Source organism: Lapillicoccus jejuensis (genome assembly GCF_006715055.1).
Lineage (GTDB): Bacteria > Actinomycetota > Actinomycetes > Actinomycetales > Dermatophilaceae > Lapillicoccus > Lapillicoccus jejuensis.
The window spans coordinates 258,790-276,109 of the sequence record NZ_VFMN01000001.1; the positions used below are offsets into that span (position 1 = coordinate 258,790).

The window sequence follows — 17,320 nt, forward strand, 5'->3', positions numbered from 1 at the left end:
CCCCGGTCACCAGGACCCGGAGCTGCTCCCGCCCACGCCGCCGCCGCCGAAGGACCCGCCACCGAAACCGCTGCCCCCGGAGGACCCGGACGTGGCCGTCGCCGCGAAGGTGCCGTTCGCGCTCGAGGCGAAGTCGCCGGCGCCGTCGGCGATGCGGGTGAAGTCGGGGAACCCGCCGCCGCTCCACAGGTACCAGGAGGGCATGAGCAGCGGCTGCCCGGCGGCGGCCGCCGCCTCGGCGACCTGCTGGAAGGTCCGGGCCCAGCGGTCGGCGCAGCCGAAGACGATGGCGTAGGGCAGGTAGCGGCTGAAGACCGACTGGGCCTCCTCGAACCGGATCTGGTCCGCCTCGGCCGTCTCGAGGTACTCCTTGAAGCCGAGGGCCTGCGCGGTGACGGCGGAGCCCTCCGCGGTGCGCGCCGCCATCCGCTTGCCGAGGACCCGGAAGACGACGCCGGCCAGGATCAGACCGACGCCGAGCACGACGCCCGAGGGGACGCCGAGGTCGAACCCACCCGACCGGTCGATGGCGTAGGTGGCGGCGCCGAGGGCGAAGAGCGAGACGACGCCGGCGCCGATGAGCACGAAGCCGAGCGCCTGCCACCCGGCGCGCTGCGACTGCGGCGACCGACGGAACCAGCCCCGTTGGACGACCTCGTCGTACATCTCGCGCTTGGCCGCGCCGAGGGTCGAGGCGAAGTGGTACTTCAGGTCCGAGAGCCGCACCGGGTTCGACGTCGCGAACAGGCCCTCCAGCACGGTCGACTCGTAACGGGTCAGCGGCGGCTGGGCCGGGTCGGGGACGAGCCGGGTCAGCTCCCAGTCGGTGCGCGAGAAGGCCCCGCCCCTGCTCGTCTCCTCGATCCGCAGGTAGCCGCGGACGGCGAGGTCGATGACCGTCGCCGACACGTCGACGGTGTCCGCGCTCTCGTCCCACAGCACGCCGACCATGCCGGGTTGCACCCCGGCCGGCGGCGTGAACTGCACGGCGACGACGGGGGCGGCGCCTCCGCGCACGACGGGTGCCGGCCCGGTCGCGCCGGTCGCCGCCGGCGACCCCGGGGTCAGGCCGGGCGTGAGGCCGGCGTACCGCTCGTCGCGGCCGCGGGTGGCGACGAGGGTGCCCATGAGGCCGAGCGCGAGGAGCGGCACGAGGACGCCGCCGCCGAGCGCGAGACCGCTGAGCACCTTCGCCTGCTGCGGGCTGTACCCGCTCGTGCCCTGGCGCAGGTCCGGCGTGATGGTGCCGAACCCGGTCCGCGGCAGGCTGGTGGCGATCGTGACGTCCTCGCCGGAGGCGACGTCGGTCGCGGCGAACCGGGCGGTCGTCCCGGCGTCCTGCGTCGCGCACGGGGTGCCCTCGCCCTGCCCGAGGGTGCACCGGGCCTGGGTCACGCTCGTCCCGGACGGACCGGAGACGCTGATGCTCAGCCGGTCCTTCGGGACGCTGTCGTCCTTGAAGACGTTGTAGAACAGCTCGACGTGGTCGCTGAACGCGTTCATCACGTGCGCCAGGTGGTAGCGCACGACGTACTGCTGGGTGCCGTCCACCGTCCTGTCCGCGTCGCCGACCCGGATCCGCTGCACCGACCCCTCGTCCTGCACCGCGACGTCGGCGGCCGCTCCGGTCGGGCTGCTGGCCGTGACGTCGGAGAGGTCGTAGTAGCGGTAGGTGTCGACGTCGGAGCCCTCCACCGCCTGCCGGGTGACGACGGAGCGGAAGATCCCGTGGTGCTCGCCCGGGCCGAAGACGTACGTGATCCGCTCGGTGAAGGTCGCGCCGCCCTCGGCGTCGAGGACGATGTCGACGGCCACGTCGCTCATCCGGTCCTCGCCGGAGGCGGCCGAGCCGACCGAGCCGACCGCGGCCGCCGTACCGGTGGCGGGGAGCAGGAGCAGGAGGAGCGCCGCGCCGACCACCGCGAGGAGGGCGCGGGCGCGGGTCACCGGTGCTCCCGCACGCTCATCGCCCTCTCCGCCTCGCGGCGGTCCTGCCGCTCGCGCAGCGCGTGGCGCTTGTCGTAGAGCTTCTTGCCGGTGGCGATGGCGATCTCCACCTTGGCCCGGCCGTCCTTGAAGTAGACCTGCAGCGGCACGATCGTGCGTCCGCTCTCGCGGGTCGCCGCGTCGATCTTGTCGAGCTCGACCTTGTGCAGCAGCAGCTTGCGGCGCCGCCGGGGGGCGTGGTTGGTCCAGGTGCCCTGCGTGTACTCGGGGATGTGCACGCCCTCGAGCCACAGCTCACCGCCGGTGAACTGGGCGAACCCGTCGACGAGCGAGCACCGGCCGGCACGCAGCGCCTTGACCTCGGTGCCCCACAGCGCGAGGCCTGCCTCGTAGGTGTCCCCGATGAGGTAGTCGTGCCGGGCCTTGCGGTTGCTCGCGACGACCTTGCGCCCCTGTTCCTTGACCACCCCCCGAGGTTACCGGTCGGGGTGGCCGCGCCCCGCCTGCGTTTCCGCCGGCGACGCCGACCGGTGGCTCAGGACAGCCACGTCATGGGGTTGACGAACGAGCCGTTCTCGAGGGTCTCGAAGTGCAGGTGGCAGCCGGTGGAGTAGCCCGTCGTGCCCGAGTAGGCGATGAGCTGGCCGCGGCTGACGTGGCCGCCGGTGACGACGAAGCGGCTGAGGTGGTTGTACGTCGACGCGAGGTCGACGCCGCTGACGATGCCGTGGTCGATGACGATCCGGTTGCCGTCGCCGCCGCCCCAGCCGGCGCTGAGGACGGTGCCGTCGGCGGCCGCGTAGACGGGGGTGCCGCAGGCCATCCCGAAGTCGGTGCCGGTGTGCAGCTTCCACACGTGCAGGATCGGGTGGAACCGCAGCCCGAAGGGCGAGGTGATCGGCGCGCTGCCGGGGCGGCTGAGGAAGCCGGTGCCGCCCTGCACGGCGACGTACGCGCCCTTGGCGCGTGCCGCCGCGGCGGCCGCGGCGGCGCGGCGGGCCTGCTCGACGAGCATGGCCTGCAGCCGGGCCTGGTCGGCCTGCGCCGCGGCGAGGCGCCCCTGCTCGGCGGCCTTCTGCGCGTTGAGCGCGGCGAGCTGGCTGCGCTCGGTGGCCACCAGCCGGTCGAGCGACGCCTTCGCCGAGGCGGCGTCCTCGCGCGCGGTCGTCGCCGCCGCGAGCGCCTGCTGGGCCTGCACCTTGAGGGCGGCGATCTGGGCGCGGACGGAGGTGAGGTACGCCTTCTGGGCCGCGTCCTCGGCGCGCGCGTTCTGCAGGTCGGTGATGGCCGAGTTGGTCAGCGACGTCACGGTGTCGGCCATGACGAGCCGGTCGGCGAAGTCGCCGGCCGACTGGGTGCCGAGCGCGACCGCGAGCTGGGAGTCCCCGCCGCCCTGGAAGACGTCGGCGGCGAAGCCGTCGAGGGCGTCCTGGGTCTGCTGGAGCTGCGCGGCGTTCTGCTGCTGCTGCTCGACGGCCCGGGCCTCGTTGGCCTGGGCGACCGACAGCTGCGCCGCGACGGCGTCGTTGCGCTGCTGCGCGGCCCGCTCGAGCGCCGACGCCGTGTCGAGCTTCTTCTGCGCGGCGGGCAGCTGCGCGGCGGTCGCGTTGTACGCCTTCCAGGCCCCGACGAGCTGACCGGAGATGTCCTCCAGCGCGTTCGCGGCGGCGGCGGCGCGCTGGTCGGCCGCCTTCTTGTCGTCGCCGGTGTCGGCCGAGCCGGCCTGCGGGGCGACGACGCCGAGCACCGCCGCGCCGAGCACCGCGGCGGCCACCGCGGCGGTGCGCCGCCGGACCGTCGACCTCACGGACGCCGTGCGTCCCGCGCGCCCCACCGTCAGACCCTCAGGTAGCGACGCAGGGTGGTCCCGGAGGTGAGCACGGCCAGCAGCACCACCCCCGCGACGACGTACGGGGCGATGGACACGACGTCGGCCGTGCCGATGAAGGCGGTGTCGGTGAGCGCCTTGCTGAGGTAGCCCGCGACGCCGTACTGCACCGTCGCCCAGAGCAGCCCGACCGCGAGACCGGCGCCCACGATGGAGGCGACCACCGTCTCCATGATGAACGGCAGCTGGATCGTGAGGTTGCTGGCGCCGACGAGCCGCATGATCCCGGTCTCGCGCCGTCGGCTGAAGGCGTTCTGCCGGATCGTCGTGGCCATGAGCAGCGCGGCGCACAGCACCATGAGGACCGCGAGGGTGATCGCCGCCCACGACACGACGTTCATGAAGGTGAAGAACTTGTTGAGCAGCTGCTTCTGGTCCTGCACCTTGCCCACGCCCGGCGCCCCGTCGAACGAGGACGCGATGACGTCGAACTTGTCCGGGTCGGTGAGCGAGACGCGGTAGGAGTCGGCGAACGCGCGCTCGGTGGCCTGGTCCCCCAGCGGGCTGTTGCGGAACTGTTCCTTGAAGCGCGCGTAGGCCTGCGCCTGCGACTCGTAGTAGACGTCCTTGACCAGCGGCTTCATCTGGTCGAGCTGGGCCTTGATCGCCGCCTTCTGCTGCGGCGTCGTGGCCGTGTCCGCGCAGGAGGGGTAGAGCGACTTGTCGACGCACAGGAAGATCGAGACCTGCACCCGGTCGTACCAGTAGTCCTTCATGGTGTCGACCTGGCGCTGCGCGAGCAGGCCGAGGCCGAGCAGGAACATCGAGATCATCGTCACGAGGACGACCGAGACCGCCATGGAGACGTTGCGGCGCAGGCCGCCGACGATCTCGCCGAGCATGAAGGTGAGGCGCATGAGGGGTTCTCCGGGTGGGGCGGGCGGTCAGCGACGACGCAGGAAGCCGCGGCGGGCGGGGGCGGCGGGCGCGGGGTCCGGCTCGCGCACCTCCTCGAGCCCGTACGACGCCCCGGCGGCGACGGGCACGAGGTCCTCGTCACCGGCCTCGGCGCCGTCGGGCAGCGGCTCCTCGTGCGGCTCGAGCCAGTCGCCGCGGCGGACGGCCTGCTCGGCGGCGCGGGCCGGGACGGGCAGGACCGAGCCGGTGACCTCGTAGGACCCGCCGGCGACGTCGCGCTGGAGCACGCCGGTCTGCAGCTCGACGACGCGCTTGCGGTAGCTGTTGACGATCTCGTGGTCGTGGGTGGCCATGACGACGGTCGTGCCGCGGCGGTTGATCCGCTCGAGCAGCGCGACGATGTCCGCGCTGGTGGCCGGGTCGAGGTTGCCGGTCGGCTCGTCGGCGAGCAGGATCGCCGGCTTGTTGACGACGGCGCGGGCGATGGCCACGCGCTGCTGCTCACCGCCGGACAGCTCGTGCGGCAGCCGCTTCTCCTTGCCCTCGAGGCCGACCATGGCGAGGGTCTCGGGGACGGTCTGGCGGATCGTCGAGCGCGAGGTGCCGATGACCTGCAGGGCGAAGGCGACGTTGGCGTAGACGGTCTTGCCGGGCAGCAGGCGGAAGTCCTGGAAGACGGTGCCGATCTCGCGGCGCAGCCGCGGGACCTTGCGGTCGGGCAGCCGGGCGACGTTGCGGCCGGCGACGAGGATCCGCCCGGACGTGGGCACGTCCTCGCGCAGCACGAGCCGCAGCAGGGTCGACTTGCCCGACCCGGACTGGCCGACGACGAAGACGAACTCGCCGCGCTCGACCTCGAGCGAGACGTCGTCCAGCGCCGGCCGCGTCGTGCGCGGGTAGGTCTTGCTGACGTGGTCGAAGATGATCATCGGCGGCCTCACGGCTTCGAACGGGGGACGGGCGCGCGCGCTCGTCGTCCGTCACAGCGACCACACGCGCCTCAGCAGGCTACGGGCGGACCCTGTGATCGGTGGGCACCGACGCGCGACCGGCGTGGCGGGGCGTCGAACGGGGCGTCGTACGGGCTGGTCGTGCGGGCGGGTCGGACGGGCGCTCGGTCAGCCGCGGGCGGCGGCCTTCTCCTGCTCGATGCGCCAGCGGATGCCAGCCTCGATGAACCCGTCGATGTCGCCGTCGAACACGGCGGTCGGGTTGCCGGTCTCGACCTCGGTGCGCAGGTCCTTGACCATCTGGTACGGCTGCAGGACGTAGGAGCGCATCTGGTCGCCCCAGCTGGCCTTGATGTCGCCGGCCATCTCCTTCTTCGCCGCGTCCTCCTCGGCCTTGCGCACGAGCAGCAGGCGGGACTGGAGGACGCGCAGGGCGGCGGCGCGGTTCTGGATCTGGCTCTTCTCGTTCTGCATCGAGACGACGATCCCGGTGGGGATGTGCGTCATCCGGACCGCGGAGTCGGTCGTGTTGACCGACTGGCCGCCGGGGCCGGAGGAGCGGAAGACGTCGACCTTGATCTCGTTCTCGGGGATCTCGATGGAGTCGTCGGACTCGATGAGCGGGATGACCTCGACCGCGGCGAAGGAGGTCTGCCGGCGGCCCTGGTTGTCGAACGGGCTGATCCGCACGAGGCGGTGCGTGCCGGCCTCCACGGTGAGGTGGCCGAAGGCGTAGGGCACGTTGACCTCGAAGGTGGCCGACTTCAGGCCCGCCTCCTCGGCGTAGGAGGTGTCCATGACCTTGGTCGGGTAGTCGTGCCGCTCGGCCCAGCGCAGGTACATCCGCATGAGCATCTCGGCGAAGTCGGCGGCGTCGACGCCGCCGGCGCCCGCGCGGATCGTCACGACGGCCTCGCGCTCGTCGTACTCCCCCGACAGCAGCGTGCGCACCTCGAGCTCACCGACGGCCTTCTGCAGCGAGGCCAGCTCGCGCTCGGCCTCGGCCATCGTCTCGGCGTCGCCGCCGTCCTCGGTGCCCATCTCGACGAGGACCTCGAGGTCCTCGATGCGCTGGTCCATCCCGAGGACGCGGTCACGCTCGGCGTTGGCGCGCGAGAGGGCGGAGGTGACCTGCTGCGCGTGCTCCGGGTCGTCCCACAGGTCCTGCGCGGAGGCCTGCTGCTCCAGGTCGCCGATCCGGCGCTCGAGCTGCGACAGGTCGGTCACCTGCCGGACCGACTCCATGGTCGCCCGCAGGCTCTTGATCTCTTCGGGGAAGTCGACGGCCACGATCGGTCAGCCTACGGCAGCGTGGACGACCGTCCCGACGGGCAGGATGGCCCGCGTGAGCGACCTCTCCCCCGACCCGGAGCGCTTCGTCACCGCCCAGGACGAGCACGGCACGTACGACGCCGCCCTCGCCGAGCTGCGCCGCGGCCGCAAGACGAGCCACTGGATGTGGTTCGTCCTGCCCCAGCTGCTAGGGCTCGGGCAGAGCGCGATGGCGCAGCGGTACGGCGTCCGCGGGCTCGCCGAGGCGCGCGCCTACCTCGCCCACCCGGTCCTCGGGCCGCGGCTGCGCGAGTGCGGCGAGGCGCTGCTCGCCCTCGGCACCTCGGACGTCGAGTCGGTGCTCGGCGGGATCGACGCGATGAAGCTGCGCTCGTCGATGACGCTCTTCGCGCACGCGGCGGACGGCGAGGCGGACGTGTTCCGTGCGGTGCTCGACCGGTTCTTCGACGGCGACGAGGACGAGGCGACGCTCGCGCTGCTGGATGGTCGGTCCGGCCTCAGTGGACGTGCTGCAACACCATGAGCCCGCGCTCGGCAAGGCTCGTGCTGCGCTCCGCTTCCTCGAGCAAACCTCCGGTCACCTCGAACCGGGACGGGTCGATCCTGCCGAAACGCGCCTCCAGCCCTGCGCCGATGCGGGCCTCGTCGTACTCGGCCACGGTCTGCCCGCAGCCAGCCGCGTCGCGGCCGTCGCCGAGGGCCGTCGAGACCGTCTTCAGCGTGACGCTGGCGTCCTGCTCGCTCACGTCCTTGGCGATCGAGTAGGCGGCCAAACCGCACGTGGCGACGAGCCGGTAGGCGCTCCCTTTCGGCGGGGCTTCGGCTGCGACGTCGAGGGCCTTCTTGGTCAGCTCCTGCGGGTCCAACCGCGTCACCAGTGCCTCGAGCTGGGCCGCGACGACCGTCCAGCGCTCGTCGATGTGCCACGCGACCTTGGACGGGGAGGCCCCGACCAGCGCCCCTTCGTACGGACCGAGCACGTCCGCCACACCTCCGTCGAGCCGCAGCGGGAGGAACACCGCGGGCTCGTCGGTGGCGTAATACGTGGTGACCTTGCCCGGCGCGGACACCGACCAGGCCGTCGTCCCGATGTTGTTCAGGTAGGTGCGCTGGCCGGTGTCATCGACGCAGGCACCGATCTCGTGGCCGAGCTCGGCCTCGGCCTCCACGGTGGTCACCATGGTCAAGGGGGTCCACGAGGTGGATCCCTCCCACCTGTCAGGAGGACACAGGTCCGCTGGCGTGTCGAAGGTGTAGGTCGGTGGGGTGGTCGTTGACGACGTCATCACGCGCGGGCCAAGAGGTGGGGGGCCTGCACCTTCGTCTCGTGCACCTCCACCGCCCGCGTCGTCGTCGCAGGCCGTCAGCAGGCTCGCGAGAACCAGACCGGCGCTGACGAGGACCGCACGACGAAAGCTGCAGCCTGGGGTGGGTCGACGCATGGTGTCCTCCGCCGCGGAGTGGTGATCGCGTCAGCGTGGCACCGTGACCCCACGTGCGGGGCCATGTCGCACGCCCGACCGGCGCGTGCACGGCACCACATCACCGCAGGCCGGGCGAATCGCCCGGCGGACGATGACCACGAGGCTCGCGAGGGTAGGTCCTCGTCATGACCGACACGGACCCCGCACGCGCCGTCGACCTGGCCTTCGACCGCTCCGGGCCGGTGGGCGCGCCCGCCGTCGTGCTGCTGCACGGCTGGCCGGGCGACCGCACCGACTGGGCGTCGGTGAGCGACCTGCTCGCCGCGGATCACGACGTCGTCGTGCCGGACCTGCGCGGGTTCGGGGCGTCGTACGAGCCGGGGCGGGACGACGGCGCCGACCCGGCGGCGTCGTACGGGGCCTCGCCGCAGGCGGGGTACGTCGCCCGGCTCGTCGAGTCGCTGGGGCTGGAGGGGCCGGTCGTCGCGGGGTACGACGTCGGCAGCCGGGTCGCGCAGGCGCTGGCCCGCGAGCACCCGGAGCAGGTGCGCGCCCTCGTGCTCACCCCGCCGGTGCCGGGGGTCGGGCGGCGGGTGCTCGAGCCGGAGCCGCAGCGCGAGTTCTGGTACCAGGCCTTCCACCAGCTCGCGCTCGCCGAGCAGCTGCTCGACGGGGATGAGCGGGCCGTGCGCGCCTACCTGCGGCACTTCTGGTCGCACTGGTCGGGGCCGGCGCTGCCGGACGACCTCGTCGAGGCGCAGCTGGACCACCTCGCGCCGCTCTACGCCCGGCCGGGCGCATTCACCGCGTCGGTCGGGTGGTACCGCGCCGGCTCCGGCACCATCGCCCGGGCCGCCGTCGAGGACTCCGGCCCGCGGCCGGCGCCGATCACCGTCCCCACGACGGTGCAGTGGCCCGAGCACGACCCGCTCTTCCCGCCGGCGTGGTCGGACCGGCTCGGTGAGACGTTCGCCGACCACACCCTCGAGCACGTGCCCGGCGTCGGTCACTTCGCGCCGGTCGAGTACCCCGACCGGCTGGCCGACGCGATCCGCGCCGCCGCCCGCTGAGCGGTGGTCGCCCCAGCAGCGTCGACTGCCGGTCGGGGCGACTAGCGGCTACTATCGAACAGTAGCCACTGCTAGCCGACCGAGGAGGGGCGATGGCCCTCAAGCGACACCGCGTCGACACGGCGGCCTTCCGCTCCGGACCGACCGGTCCCGGCGTCGAGACGGTCGACGTCACGGTCGAGCCCGACACGACCCGCGACGGCGTCGTCCTGCGGGCCAGGACCCCGGACGGCGAGTCGTGGCACGACGTCGCCCCCGAGCTGCTCGAGCAGGGTCTGGCCGCGATCTTCACCCGGCAGTCCCAGCTGGAGCGGACCGCCGCGCGGTTCGGACTCTCCACGGAGGACCTCCTCGCCGCGCTGGCCCGGTCGGCCGTCGACCTCGCCGACCCGAGCGGGGGGCTCCCGGCCGCGGAACGCGAGGCCCTCCGCCGCGCCGGCATCTCGCTCGACGGATCGCCGCAGGACCCGTCAGGTGCGGGTCAGGTGGCACTCGGTCTCGCCCGGGGCCGGCGGCTGCGCGACGAGGCCCTCACCGTCGCGCAGGCGGCGACGGCCCTGGCGGTCACGCCGGGGCGGGTCCGGCAGCTCGTGTCCACGGGCGCGGTGGTGACGCTGCCGGGCGGGGAGAGCGGCCACCTGCTGCCCGCCTGGCAGATCGTCGACGGTCGCCTCCTGCCCGGGCTGGAGTCGGTGGCGACCGCCGCCGCGGGGCTGCACCCGCTGACCCTGGCGGGGTTCATGACGCGGCCCGACGCGGACCTCGTCGCCGACGGCGAGGCCGTCTCCCCCGTCGACTGGCTGCTGACGGGTGGTGACCCCGACGTCGTGGCGCAGCTGGTCGTCGGGCTGCGCGTGGCCGCGTGACCACCCGCTGCCCCGCACCGCCGTGGACGCTCCCGCCGCTCGACCCGGGTGACGTCCTCGACCAGGTCGACCCCGTCCTGCGGATCTACTCCTCCGCCGGCCCGTACGCCGTCGGCTGGTCCACCCTCCGCTCCCACGGTCCGGTCGCCTCGATGCGGTTCGACCACCACCCACCGCCGGCGCGGATGCATCCCACGCTCGCGGTGACGTACGGCACCACGTCGTGGACGGGCCGCGACGGGCGACCGACCGACCCCTTCGAGGTCGCCGTCGTGGAGCGGTTCCGCAGCAGCGGGGTGCTCGACCGCACCACCGACGGCCCCCGCTTCGTGCTGTGGGCGCCGACCCGGCCCCTGCGGCTGCTGCAGCTCAGCGACTCGACCTGGGTGGCGCGAGCCGGGGGCAACGCCGCCCTGACGTCCGGTGCCCGCGGCACGGCCCGCGCGTGGTCGCGCGCGATCCACCGCAGCTACCCCGACGTCGACGGCCTGCTCTGGTCCTCGAGCGTGCTGCCGCCCGGCCGGTCGGTCGTGCTCTACGAGCGGGCGCGGGACGCGGTGCCGTCGGCGCCGGACAGCGACCGGGCCCTGGCGGAACCGTTCCTGCAGCCGGCTCTCGCGCGGATCGCCGGGCGCTACGGCCTGACCCTGCTGTGACCTCGACGGGCCCGTTCGTCACCGCAGATCGGAGCGGGCGCGGCCGACGACGGTGATCGTCACCGACCCGCCGAGGAAGGACAGCACGCCCGACGCGAAGGGCAGGTCGGCGTCGCCCTGGACGACGACGACCGCGGTGCGCCCGTCCGGGGTCCCCGTCCCCGGGCCGATCCGCCACGACGAGACCCCCTGCGGTCGTGGGGTGCTCGCGAGGTTCGCCGCGGCGGCCGAGGCGACAGTGGCGTCACTGACCGTGACCGAGGTGCCGATCCCCTGCATGTAGGCCTGCTGCTCGTCGATCGCGTCCGCCGCGTCGAGGGCGGCCGCGTCGGCGGCGTCGAGCAGACGGGTGCGCGCCAGCTGCGCGGCCGTCGCGTCCATCCCGCCGAGGATGACGACGAGCACCACGACCATCAACCCGACGACGAGGATCGACAGCTGGCCGCCGTCGCGCCGCCGGCTCCGCAGTCCCGCCAGGCGGCGCCGTACCGACCCGAGCACCCCGCGCACCCTCACCGCCCCGCGAACCGCTCGGCCGTGACGACGTGCGTCGCGCTCACCGGCACCGACGTCGGCAGCGACCCGGCGAGGAAGTCGGGCACCCACGGCAGCGCCACCTGCACCGTCTCGGTCACCGCGATCCGCCCCTCGGGCCGCAGGCACGGCGACCCGTCGCAGCGGTACGTCGTCGCCCCCTGCCCCTCGAACCCGAAGTCCCCCAACGGGATCGACGCTGCGACCTGCGCGCGCCCGGGCGCCTGCATCTCCTGGGGCGCGGTGACGAACGCCCGCCCACCCTCGCGGGCCGCCGCCGAGACGGCGTACGACGCCGCCTGCAGCCGACCGACGACGAGCACGAGGTAGACCATCGGCACGAGCAGCAGCACCCCGACGACGACGAACTCGAGGATCGCGCGCCCCGAGTCCGCCCGCCCCAGCCGGACCCGCAGCCGCAACAGCGCTGCTGGACGCAGACGCGGCCTCACCGCTGCGACTCCAGGAACGCGCGCCCGTGCACGGTCAGCGACCCGGACGGACCGAGCAGCCCGAGCACCGGCAGCGGCGCGACGACGGTGACCTCGACGACCTGGACGCCGTCCGGGGTCGTCACCGTCGTCTGGGTGACGTCCTGCGAGTAGGCGGCCGCGAGCGAGCGCTGCGCCAGGTCGCGCGTGCGGGCCGCCCCCTCCCCCGGCTGCGCCCCCAGCCGGGCGCCGAGCAGCGCCCCCTCGGACGCGCACGAGACGAGCGTGTTGCGCACGTGCAGGACGAGCGCGAGCTGCAGCACCCCCATCCCGATGACGACGACGAGCACCGAGACCATGGCGAACTCCGCCACCGCGTTGCCGCGGTCGCGTCGGGCAGCGGCCCAGCGGTGCCGCGCTCGCGCGCACCACCGGGCGCCGTACGGCGTCACGCCGTCAGGGACCCTTGACGGCGCTGACCGCGCTGCTGAAGACGCCCTTGAGGGCGGGCTCGGCGACGAGCCACAGCGCGGTGACGAGACCCGCGGTCATCACGGTGATGAGCACCCAGCCGGGCACGTCACCCCGCTCGGCCCCGCGCAGGGCCAGGGTGCGGCGCGTCCACGCGCGCAGCAGGTGGTCGGTCAGTCGGTTCATGGGTCTCCCTGTCGTGGTGTGGTTCTCGTGCTCGTGCGGTGCGGCGGGTCAGATCTGGAAGTGCAGGGCGGTCACGCCCGGGTAGATCGCGAAGAGGACCGCCACCGGCAGGACGAGGAAGACGACCGGGATCATGGTTGTCAGCCAGATCCTGTTAGATTTCCCCCATGAGGGCAGCCATCTACGTTCGCCAGTCGCTCGACAAGAGCGGTGAGGCGTTGGCCGTCGGGCGGCAGCTCGCGGAGTGCCTGGAGCTCGTCGAATCCCGCGGATGGGAGGTTGCGGACGTCTACCAGGACAACGACGTCAGCGCCTCGAGCGGCAAGATGCGACCTGAGTGGAGCCGGCTCCTCACGGACCTCGCAGACGGACGCCACGACGTCCTCGTCGCCTGGCACACGGACCGCATGTACCGGCGGCTGCGTGACCTCGTCGAGCTGATCGACATCGTGGAGAAGCGACGTAACTTCAAGATCGCAACGGTGCGCTCGTCCGACATCGACCTGTCAACGCCCGCCGGCCGAATGAGTGCGTCCATGCTGGGATCCGTGGCCGCGTATGAGGTTCAGCAGAAGGGCGACCGTCAACGAGCAGCCAACCGGCAGCGCGCGCAGGACGGTGTCGTCCTGTGGTCGCGCCGCCCCTTCGGCTTTGACCGCGACGGGTCGACTGTCACTGTCGTCAAAGCCGAGTCAAAGGAGATCAAGGCAGCCGCGCGCAAGGTCCTCAAGGGCGCCACGCTCTCATCCATCGCGGCGGACCTCAACGCTCGCGGCATTCCGACGACAACCGGAGGTCGGTGGACCGTCACAGCCGTCCGTCGCACGCTGGTCAACCCACGCACTGCAGGCCGAGTCGTGAGTAGGGGTCAGGACTATGGGGCGACTGGCCCCAAAATCCTTGACGCCGAAACTTTCGACCGGGTCGGGGCCTTGCTGCGCGACCCGGCCCGGAAGTCCGCTCCCCCGTCGACCGCGGTTAAGTACCTGCTCTCGGGGCTCGCGTGCTGTGGTCGAGACGACGAGCCGATGTACGCCACCAGCAACCCACAGGGCGTCATGGTCTACCGCTGCCAGAGCTGTTACATGACCCGCCGCATGGACCTCGTCGACGAGGTCGTCATCGCTGTCGTCATGTCGCGCTTGACCCAGCCGGACGGACTCGGACTGTTCGACCAAGGAGGCGACCTAGTCCAAGTAAGAGGACGCCTACTCGACCTGCAAGAGCGCCGCGACGGACTGGCGTCACTGCTCGCGGAAGGACTACTGACGGCGCAGGCAGTGCGCGAGCAGGCGACCAAGCTGACGGCGGAGATCGACGTCCTCGAGCGACGTATCAGCCAGGCCGACTCAACCACCACCGTGGCACGACTCGCCCGCGCCGAGGACGTTGCGGCGGCGTACAGACGGTTGTCGCTCATGGACCAGCGCAAAGTCATCAACACCCTGTTGTCGGTGCGAATTTTGCCGGCTGGCAAGGGCGTCCGCTTTGATCCGAGCCAAGTCGCCGTCCAGTGGAGATAGCGCAAGCAAGCCCTCATTGACTCCCGCCCTGGACCAACACCCAGGCGTGACGCCCCGCCTCGACGCCGGGTTGTCCCGGGACCAGCTAGTACCCCGCAGCGACCAAGCAAGGAGAGCGCGATGATAGGTATCGCGGCAGACGTCCCTGACGAGCACGCCGGGTGCCCCCCATTGTGTGAGTTGATGACCAGGCCGTCCTTCTCCACGCGATCACGGCTCGTCATACGGTGCATGAGCAAGCCGGGACACACGAGGGTGATCGCCCTGGTCTACGGAGCCCACCTGGTGCACCGGTTCGGGTGCGTCACCTACCCGCCAGCCCGCCACGAGGCCCTCGAGGTCCCCTGTGACAAGTGCCCTCAGGTCTGGTTGATCGACGCAAGGCGGTTAATCGAAGGAGTGCAACAAAAGCGGAAAGTGAGCGTTGCTGACATCGCTAGGCCGCCGAAGCCCAGGGGGGTGACCCAGCCGCCCTCAAGCAACTAGGCTTAGGCTCGTCATCAGACCCTGGATGTCTCGGCATCGGTCTCGACTGCCTCGGCCTACGGCCAACCTGCGAGTGGGCATCGCCTCGAGAGAGGTGTGCCCCCATGTCCGAGGTCCGCAGAGCCAGGTCGCGCCTGGCTAACGAGATTCGCCGCGTCCGCGCCTCAGGCGGCGTTGCGAACGACCATCCTGCAGTTCGCGAGCACCGTCGGGATCTGGCAGCGGCGAAGATCGAGCAGTACGCGAGAGCAGTCCTCCAAGACGCACCGCCGCTCACTGCGGCGCAGCTGACCAGGCTGGCGGCCATCTTCCAGACCACACCCCCGGAACGCCGAGCGAGGCTCGTTTACGGCGGGGAGACCACGCGATGACGCGGTCTGGAGACATCCCCAGCCACACCCGGTGGTCCTTTCACGGCGCACGACGAATCTACCTCGGCCAAGAGCCCCGGCCCAGTGAGTTCATAGTCGCGGGACGCGGCCAAGTAAGCCACACGACCCTCGAGTGCCCCGCCCTTCGAACGGGACGGCGTCGCGCTATGAGTCGGCAGTGGGCGAGCGGGGGCTTCTACGCCGTGACTGAGACCCTCGCCGACCGCTTCGTGCCCAGGTGCCCAACGTGCCAGCGGAGCGTGGCTCGGTGAAAGAGCAAAGAGGCCGCCCCGGATCCGACCCCGGGGCGGCGGTGAGCCAAGTGGTTGCGAACCCCAAGCTCGTCAGCACCATAGGCGACCCCGCCGACACCAGGCCGAGCCCCCGTCAGCCGATGGGGGGTGCGAGGTCTAGCCGAACCCGGTTCGCTGCTACCCCGGGTTCTCAAGCAACAGGGAGTGGTTGGCGACAAGCGGACGTGGAGCAGCTTGTTCAGCTCGGTCTTCCTCTCATACCAGTCGGTCCGCACAAGTCGTCTCTCGTCAGATGGCGCCTTGGGGCTCGTGACTACGTTCATGACCCACCGACGCTTGGGGAGGTCGATGAGTGGGCCGACACGTTAGGCCCTGCCGGCTGGGCTGTGCTGTGCGGTGGTCCGGCCGCCATCGTGGTGCTCGACATCGAGGAGCCGGGGTGGTCGGACCGGGGACCTCAGGGTGAGGGCATCCGTGCAGTCGTTTCGTCGCTGCCGAGCACCTGCCTCCGCACCTCCCCCTCGGGTGGTCGGCACGCTTACCTTCGGGTTCTCGATGGGCCCGCTCCGGATGGCCGCGGCGGCCATCTGGTGGAGCGTAAATCCGAGGGTGACAGCGGGGCGACCACTCTGCTGGCCGAACTACGAGCCGAGCGTCAGTACGCGGTGATCTTGGGGCCGGGGCGTGGCTTCCTTCAGCGCACCTTCATGCCGCATGGCGTGACCCGCGCCCAGCTCGACGACATCATGGCCAAACTGCGGGATCTCTCCGACGGGCAACGTCACACCCCTAGTCGCACGGTGTCGGGAGGATCAGACCCGGTGTCAGGCCGGAACTGGCTCGACCTGCTTCCGCCAGCAGAGCCGTGCCGAGTTGTTCTGGCTCAGACCGAAGTCGTGATGAAACTGCTTGCCGCGGACTCGCTGACACCCGCGATCCTGGCCCCTGTCCTTCGTCTCATCGGTCTGGTGCAGGACGGGCACCAAGGCGTTCCCGAGGAATTGTGCATGCTGCGGACGGAGTTCCTGCATCGGGTGAACCTTCGCGGTACACGTCCTGGGGGGCGTGAGGCCGCCGCAGGGCAATGGGAGCGGTCGATCTCTGGAGCCGTCAGAAAGGTCGAGCCACCGCGGTGGCTGAGCGCCCGGGAACGGCGGGTCTGTGCTTGCTGGGTCGAGCACGTGGTGGCCCTGCACCACTCGGCGCGACCACCCTTAACCAGCAAGGGCAGAGCCCGCACAAGCGAGGAGCTGGTGATTCAGCACGTGGCCTCGTGGGCTACGTCGACGGGACGACCCATCGTCAGGCAGTCACAGCGACAGATCTCGCTGGCAGTCGGCATCGGGCTGAAGTCGGTCAACTCGACGATCCGGCGCATCGAGCAGCAGGGCTGGGTGGTGCGCCACAGTAGGCCGGCCGGTTCCATCGACGGACTCGAGCTAGCAGTCCCCGTGGACCTAAGGGGAACAACAAAGTACTTCTCTGCGGAGCTGCCTTCTGTTGTTCCCCTTATGGACCGTGCGCTGCACCCCCTGTTCGGCTCCCGTGGTCTGGGTCCGGGCCCCGCGGAGACGTTCAGCCACTTGGCGGAACACCACCGACGTCTGATGCGCGGCTATCTCGTTCGGGTCAGTCCGGGGACGATCAGCGACCCGCCAGGCAGGCCACCAAGTGCGCGGCCTCTGCCTGCGGCCGGCAAAGGTCCAGGGCGAACGGTTGCTGAGCTCGTAGAGCTCACGGGGAAGACCCGCAGGACAGTGCGCCACCACCTCCGCCGGCTCAACGAGGTAGGTCTCGCGTTCTGCGACAGCTCGGAGAGGTGGTGGCGCTATCGCGCCCATCCTGACTGGGTCGCTGAGCGCTATCGCATCGGCGACGTCACCCCGGTCAGGAGGGACCTCTACGACCGACAGCGTCGCGCCTGGTTCCGACCCCAGCTCGCATCAGGCCGGGTTAAGCGACTCCACGAGGACGGCGTCCACAAGTACGTCGATCGCGTCAGTGGCGAGATCCGCTGGATCGACACGAATCCGCCAGACACGGGTCCGCGAGCCCAAGGCCAAACCACAAGGACACCGGAATGACCGCCTCCACCCACCAAGGAGATTCGCC

General features: G+C 71.5%; 17 protein-coding genes. 6 read left to right on the top strand and 11 right to left on the bottom strand.

Going from position 1 to position 17,320, the window contains the following annotated elements:
- Nucleotides 1-6: 6 nt before the first annotated feature.
- The 6 genes from FB458_RS01210 to prfB all read right to left on the bottom strand — a co-directional run bounded on the left by FB458_RS01210 (nucleotide 7) and on the right by prfB (nucleotide 6,933).
- Nucleotides 7-1,947 (bottom strand): DUF2207 domain-containing protein, encoded by a 1,941-nt coding sequence (locus FB458_RS01210; protein ID WP_141846053.1) that lies wholly within the window; start codon nucleotides 1,945-1,947, stop codon nucleotides 7-9.
- Entirely contained in the window at nucleotides 1,944-2,414 is a 471-nt protein-coding gene (gene smpB / locus FB458_RS01215) for an SsrA-binding protein SmpB (RefSeq protein WP_141846055.1), read from the bottom strand. The genes FB458_RS01210 and smpB overlap by 4 nt, the downstream gene beginning before the upstream one ends.
- Before the next feature lie 68 nt (nucleotides 2,415-2,482).
- A complete protein-coding gene (locus tag FB458_RS01220) occupies nucleotides 2,483-3,754 on the bottom strand; it encodes a M23 family metallopeptidase (protein WP_141846057.1) in 1,272 nt (423 codons plus the stop codon).
- Nucleotides 3,755-3,783: 29 nt separating this feature from the next.
- The gene (gene ftsX, locus FB458_RS01225; RefSeq protein ID WP_141846059.1) at nucleotides 3,784-4,692 is read right to left on the bottom strand and encodes a permease-like cell division protein FtsX; all 909 of its coding nucleotides are present in this window, start codon (nucleotides 4,690-4,692) and stop codon (nucleotides 3,784-3,786) included.
- A gap of 27 nt (nucleotides 4,693-4,719) precedes the next feature.
- Complete coding sequence (gene ftsE, locus FB458_RS01230; RefSeq protein ID WP_141846060.1) at nucleotides 4,720-5,622, bottom strand: cell division ATP-binding protein FtsE; 903 nt, start codon at nucleotides 5,620-5,622, stop codon at nucleotides 4,720-4,722.
- A 189-nt stretch (nucleotides 5,623-5,811) separates the two neighbouring features.
- A complete protein-coding gene (gene prfB, locus FB458_RS01235) occupies nucleotides 5,812-6,933 on the bottom strand; it encodes a peptide chain release factor 2 (RefSeq protein WP_141846062.1) in 1,122 nt (373 codons plus the stop codon).
- A gap of 55 nt (nucleotides 6,934-6,988) precedes the next feature.
- On the opposite strand from prfB, the gene FB458_RS01240 reads away from it, so the two are divergent.
- Nucleotides 6,989-7,459, top strand: coding sequence for a DUF1810 domain-containing protein (locus tag FB458_RS01240; RefSeq protein WP_246061002.1), 471 nt, complete (start codon nucleotides 6,989-6,991; stop codon nucleotides 7,457-7,459).
- Here FB458_RS01240 and FB458_RS01245 read toward each other — a convergent pair.
- A complete protein-coding gene (locus tag FB458_RS01245) occupies nucleotides 7,434-8,117 on the bottom strand; it encodes a hypothetical protein (RefSeq protein ID WP_141846066.1) in 684 nt (227 codons plus the stop codon). The genes FB458_RS01240 and FB458_RS01245 overlap by 26 nt on opposite strands.
- A 428-nt stretch (nucleotides 8,118-8,545) precedes the next feature.
- Here FB458_RS01245 and FB458_RS01250 point away from each other — a divergent pair, with 428 nt between their 5' ends.
- From FB458_RS01250 to FB458_RS01260, 3 genes are all read left to right on the top strand, one after another.
- Nucleotides 8,546-9,430: an alpha/beta fold hydrolase gene (locus FB458_RS01250; RefSeq protein WP_141846068.1), complete on the top strand. Its 885-nt coding sequence runs from the start codon at nucleotides 8,546-8,548 to the stop codon at nucleotides 9,428-9,430.
- 92 nt (nucleotides 9,431-9,522) lie between these two features.
- Nucleotides 9,523-10,296, top strand: a complete 774-nt coding sequence (locus FB458_RS01255; RefSeq protein WP_141846069.1) for a hypothetical protein — start codon at nucleotides 9,523-9,525, stop codon at nucleotides 10,294-10,296.
- Nucleotides 10,293-10,952, top strand: coding sequence for an RES family NAD+ phosphorylase (locus tag FB458_RS01260; RefSeq protein WP_141846071.1), 660 nt, complete (start codon nucleotides 10,293-10,295; stop codon nucleotides 10,950-10,952). Before FB458_RS01255 ends, FB458_RS01260 begins: the two co-directional genes overlap by 4 nt.
- Nucleotides 10,953-10,970: 18 nt before the next feature.
- On the opposite strand, the gene FB458_RS01265 is transcribed toward FB458_RS01260, so the two are convergent.
- Genes FB458_RS01265 through FB458_RS01280 form a run of 4 tightly spaced genes read right to left on the bottom strand, consistent with a single transcriptional unit; the run spans nucleotide 10,971 to nucleotide 12,574 of the window.
- The gene (locus tag FB458_RS01265; protein ID WP_246061003.1) at nucleotides 10,971-11,462 is read right to left on the bottom strand and encodes a pilus assembly protein TadG-related protein; all 492 of its coding nucleotides are present in this window, start codon (nucleotides 11,460-11,462) and stop codon (nucleotides 10,971-10,973) included.
- A gap of 2 nt (nucleotides 11,463-11,464) precedes the next feature.
- Nucleotides 11,465-11,938 (bottom strand): pilus assembly protein, encoded by a 474-nt coding sequence (locus tag FB458_RS01270; RefSeq protein WP_246061004.1) that lies wholly within the window; start codon nucleotides 11,936-11,938, stop codon nucleotides 11,465-11,467.
- Nucleotides 11,935-12,369: a TadE family protein gene (locus FB458_RS01275; RefSeq protein ID WP_342778002.1), complete on the bottom strand. Its 435-nt coding sequence runs from the start codon at nucleotides 12,367-12,369 to the stop codon at nucleotides 11,935-11,937. Before FB458_RS01275 ends, FB458_RS01270 begins: the two co-directional genes overlap by 4 nt.
- Before the next feature lie 4 nt (nucleotides 12,370-12,373).
- Nucleotides 12,374-12,574 carry a hypothetical protein gene (locus FB458_RS01280; RefSeq protein ID WP_246061005.1) on the bottom strand — a complete coding sequence of 67 codons (201 nt, stop codon included), beginning with the start codon at nucleotides 12,572-12,574 and terminating at the stop codon, nucleotides 12,374-12,376.
- A 167-nt stretch (nucleotides 12,575-12,741) separates the two neighbouring features.
- Here FB458_RS01280 and FB458_RS01285 point away from each other — a divergent pair, with 167 nt between their 5' ends.
- Together FB458_RS01285 and FB458_RS01290 are read left to right on the top strand one after the other, a co-directional pair.
- Nucleotides 12,742-14,097, top strand: coding sequence for a recombinase family protein (locus tag FB458_RS01285; protein WP_141846075.1), 1,356 nt, complete (start codon nucleotides 12,742-12,744; stop codon nucleotides 14,095-14,097).
- 1,524 nt (nucleotides 14,098-15,621) lie between these two features.
- The gene (locus tag FB458_RS01290) at nucleotides 15,622-17,292 is read left to right on the top strand and encodes an ArsR/SmtB family transcription factor (protein WP_170185528.1); all 1,671 of its coding nucleotides are present in this window, start codon (nucleotides 15,622-15,624) and stop codon (nucleotides 17,290-17,292) included.
- Nucleotides 17,293-17,320: the final 28 nt, after the last annotated feature.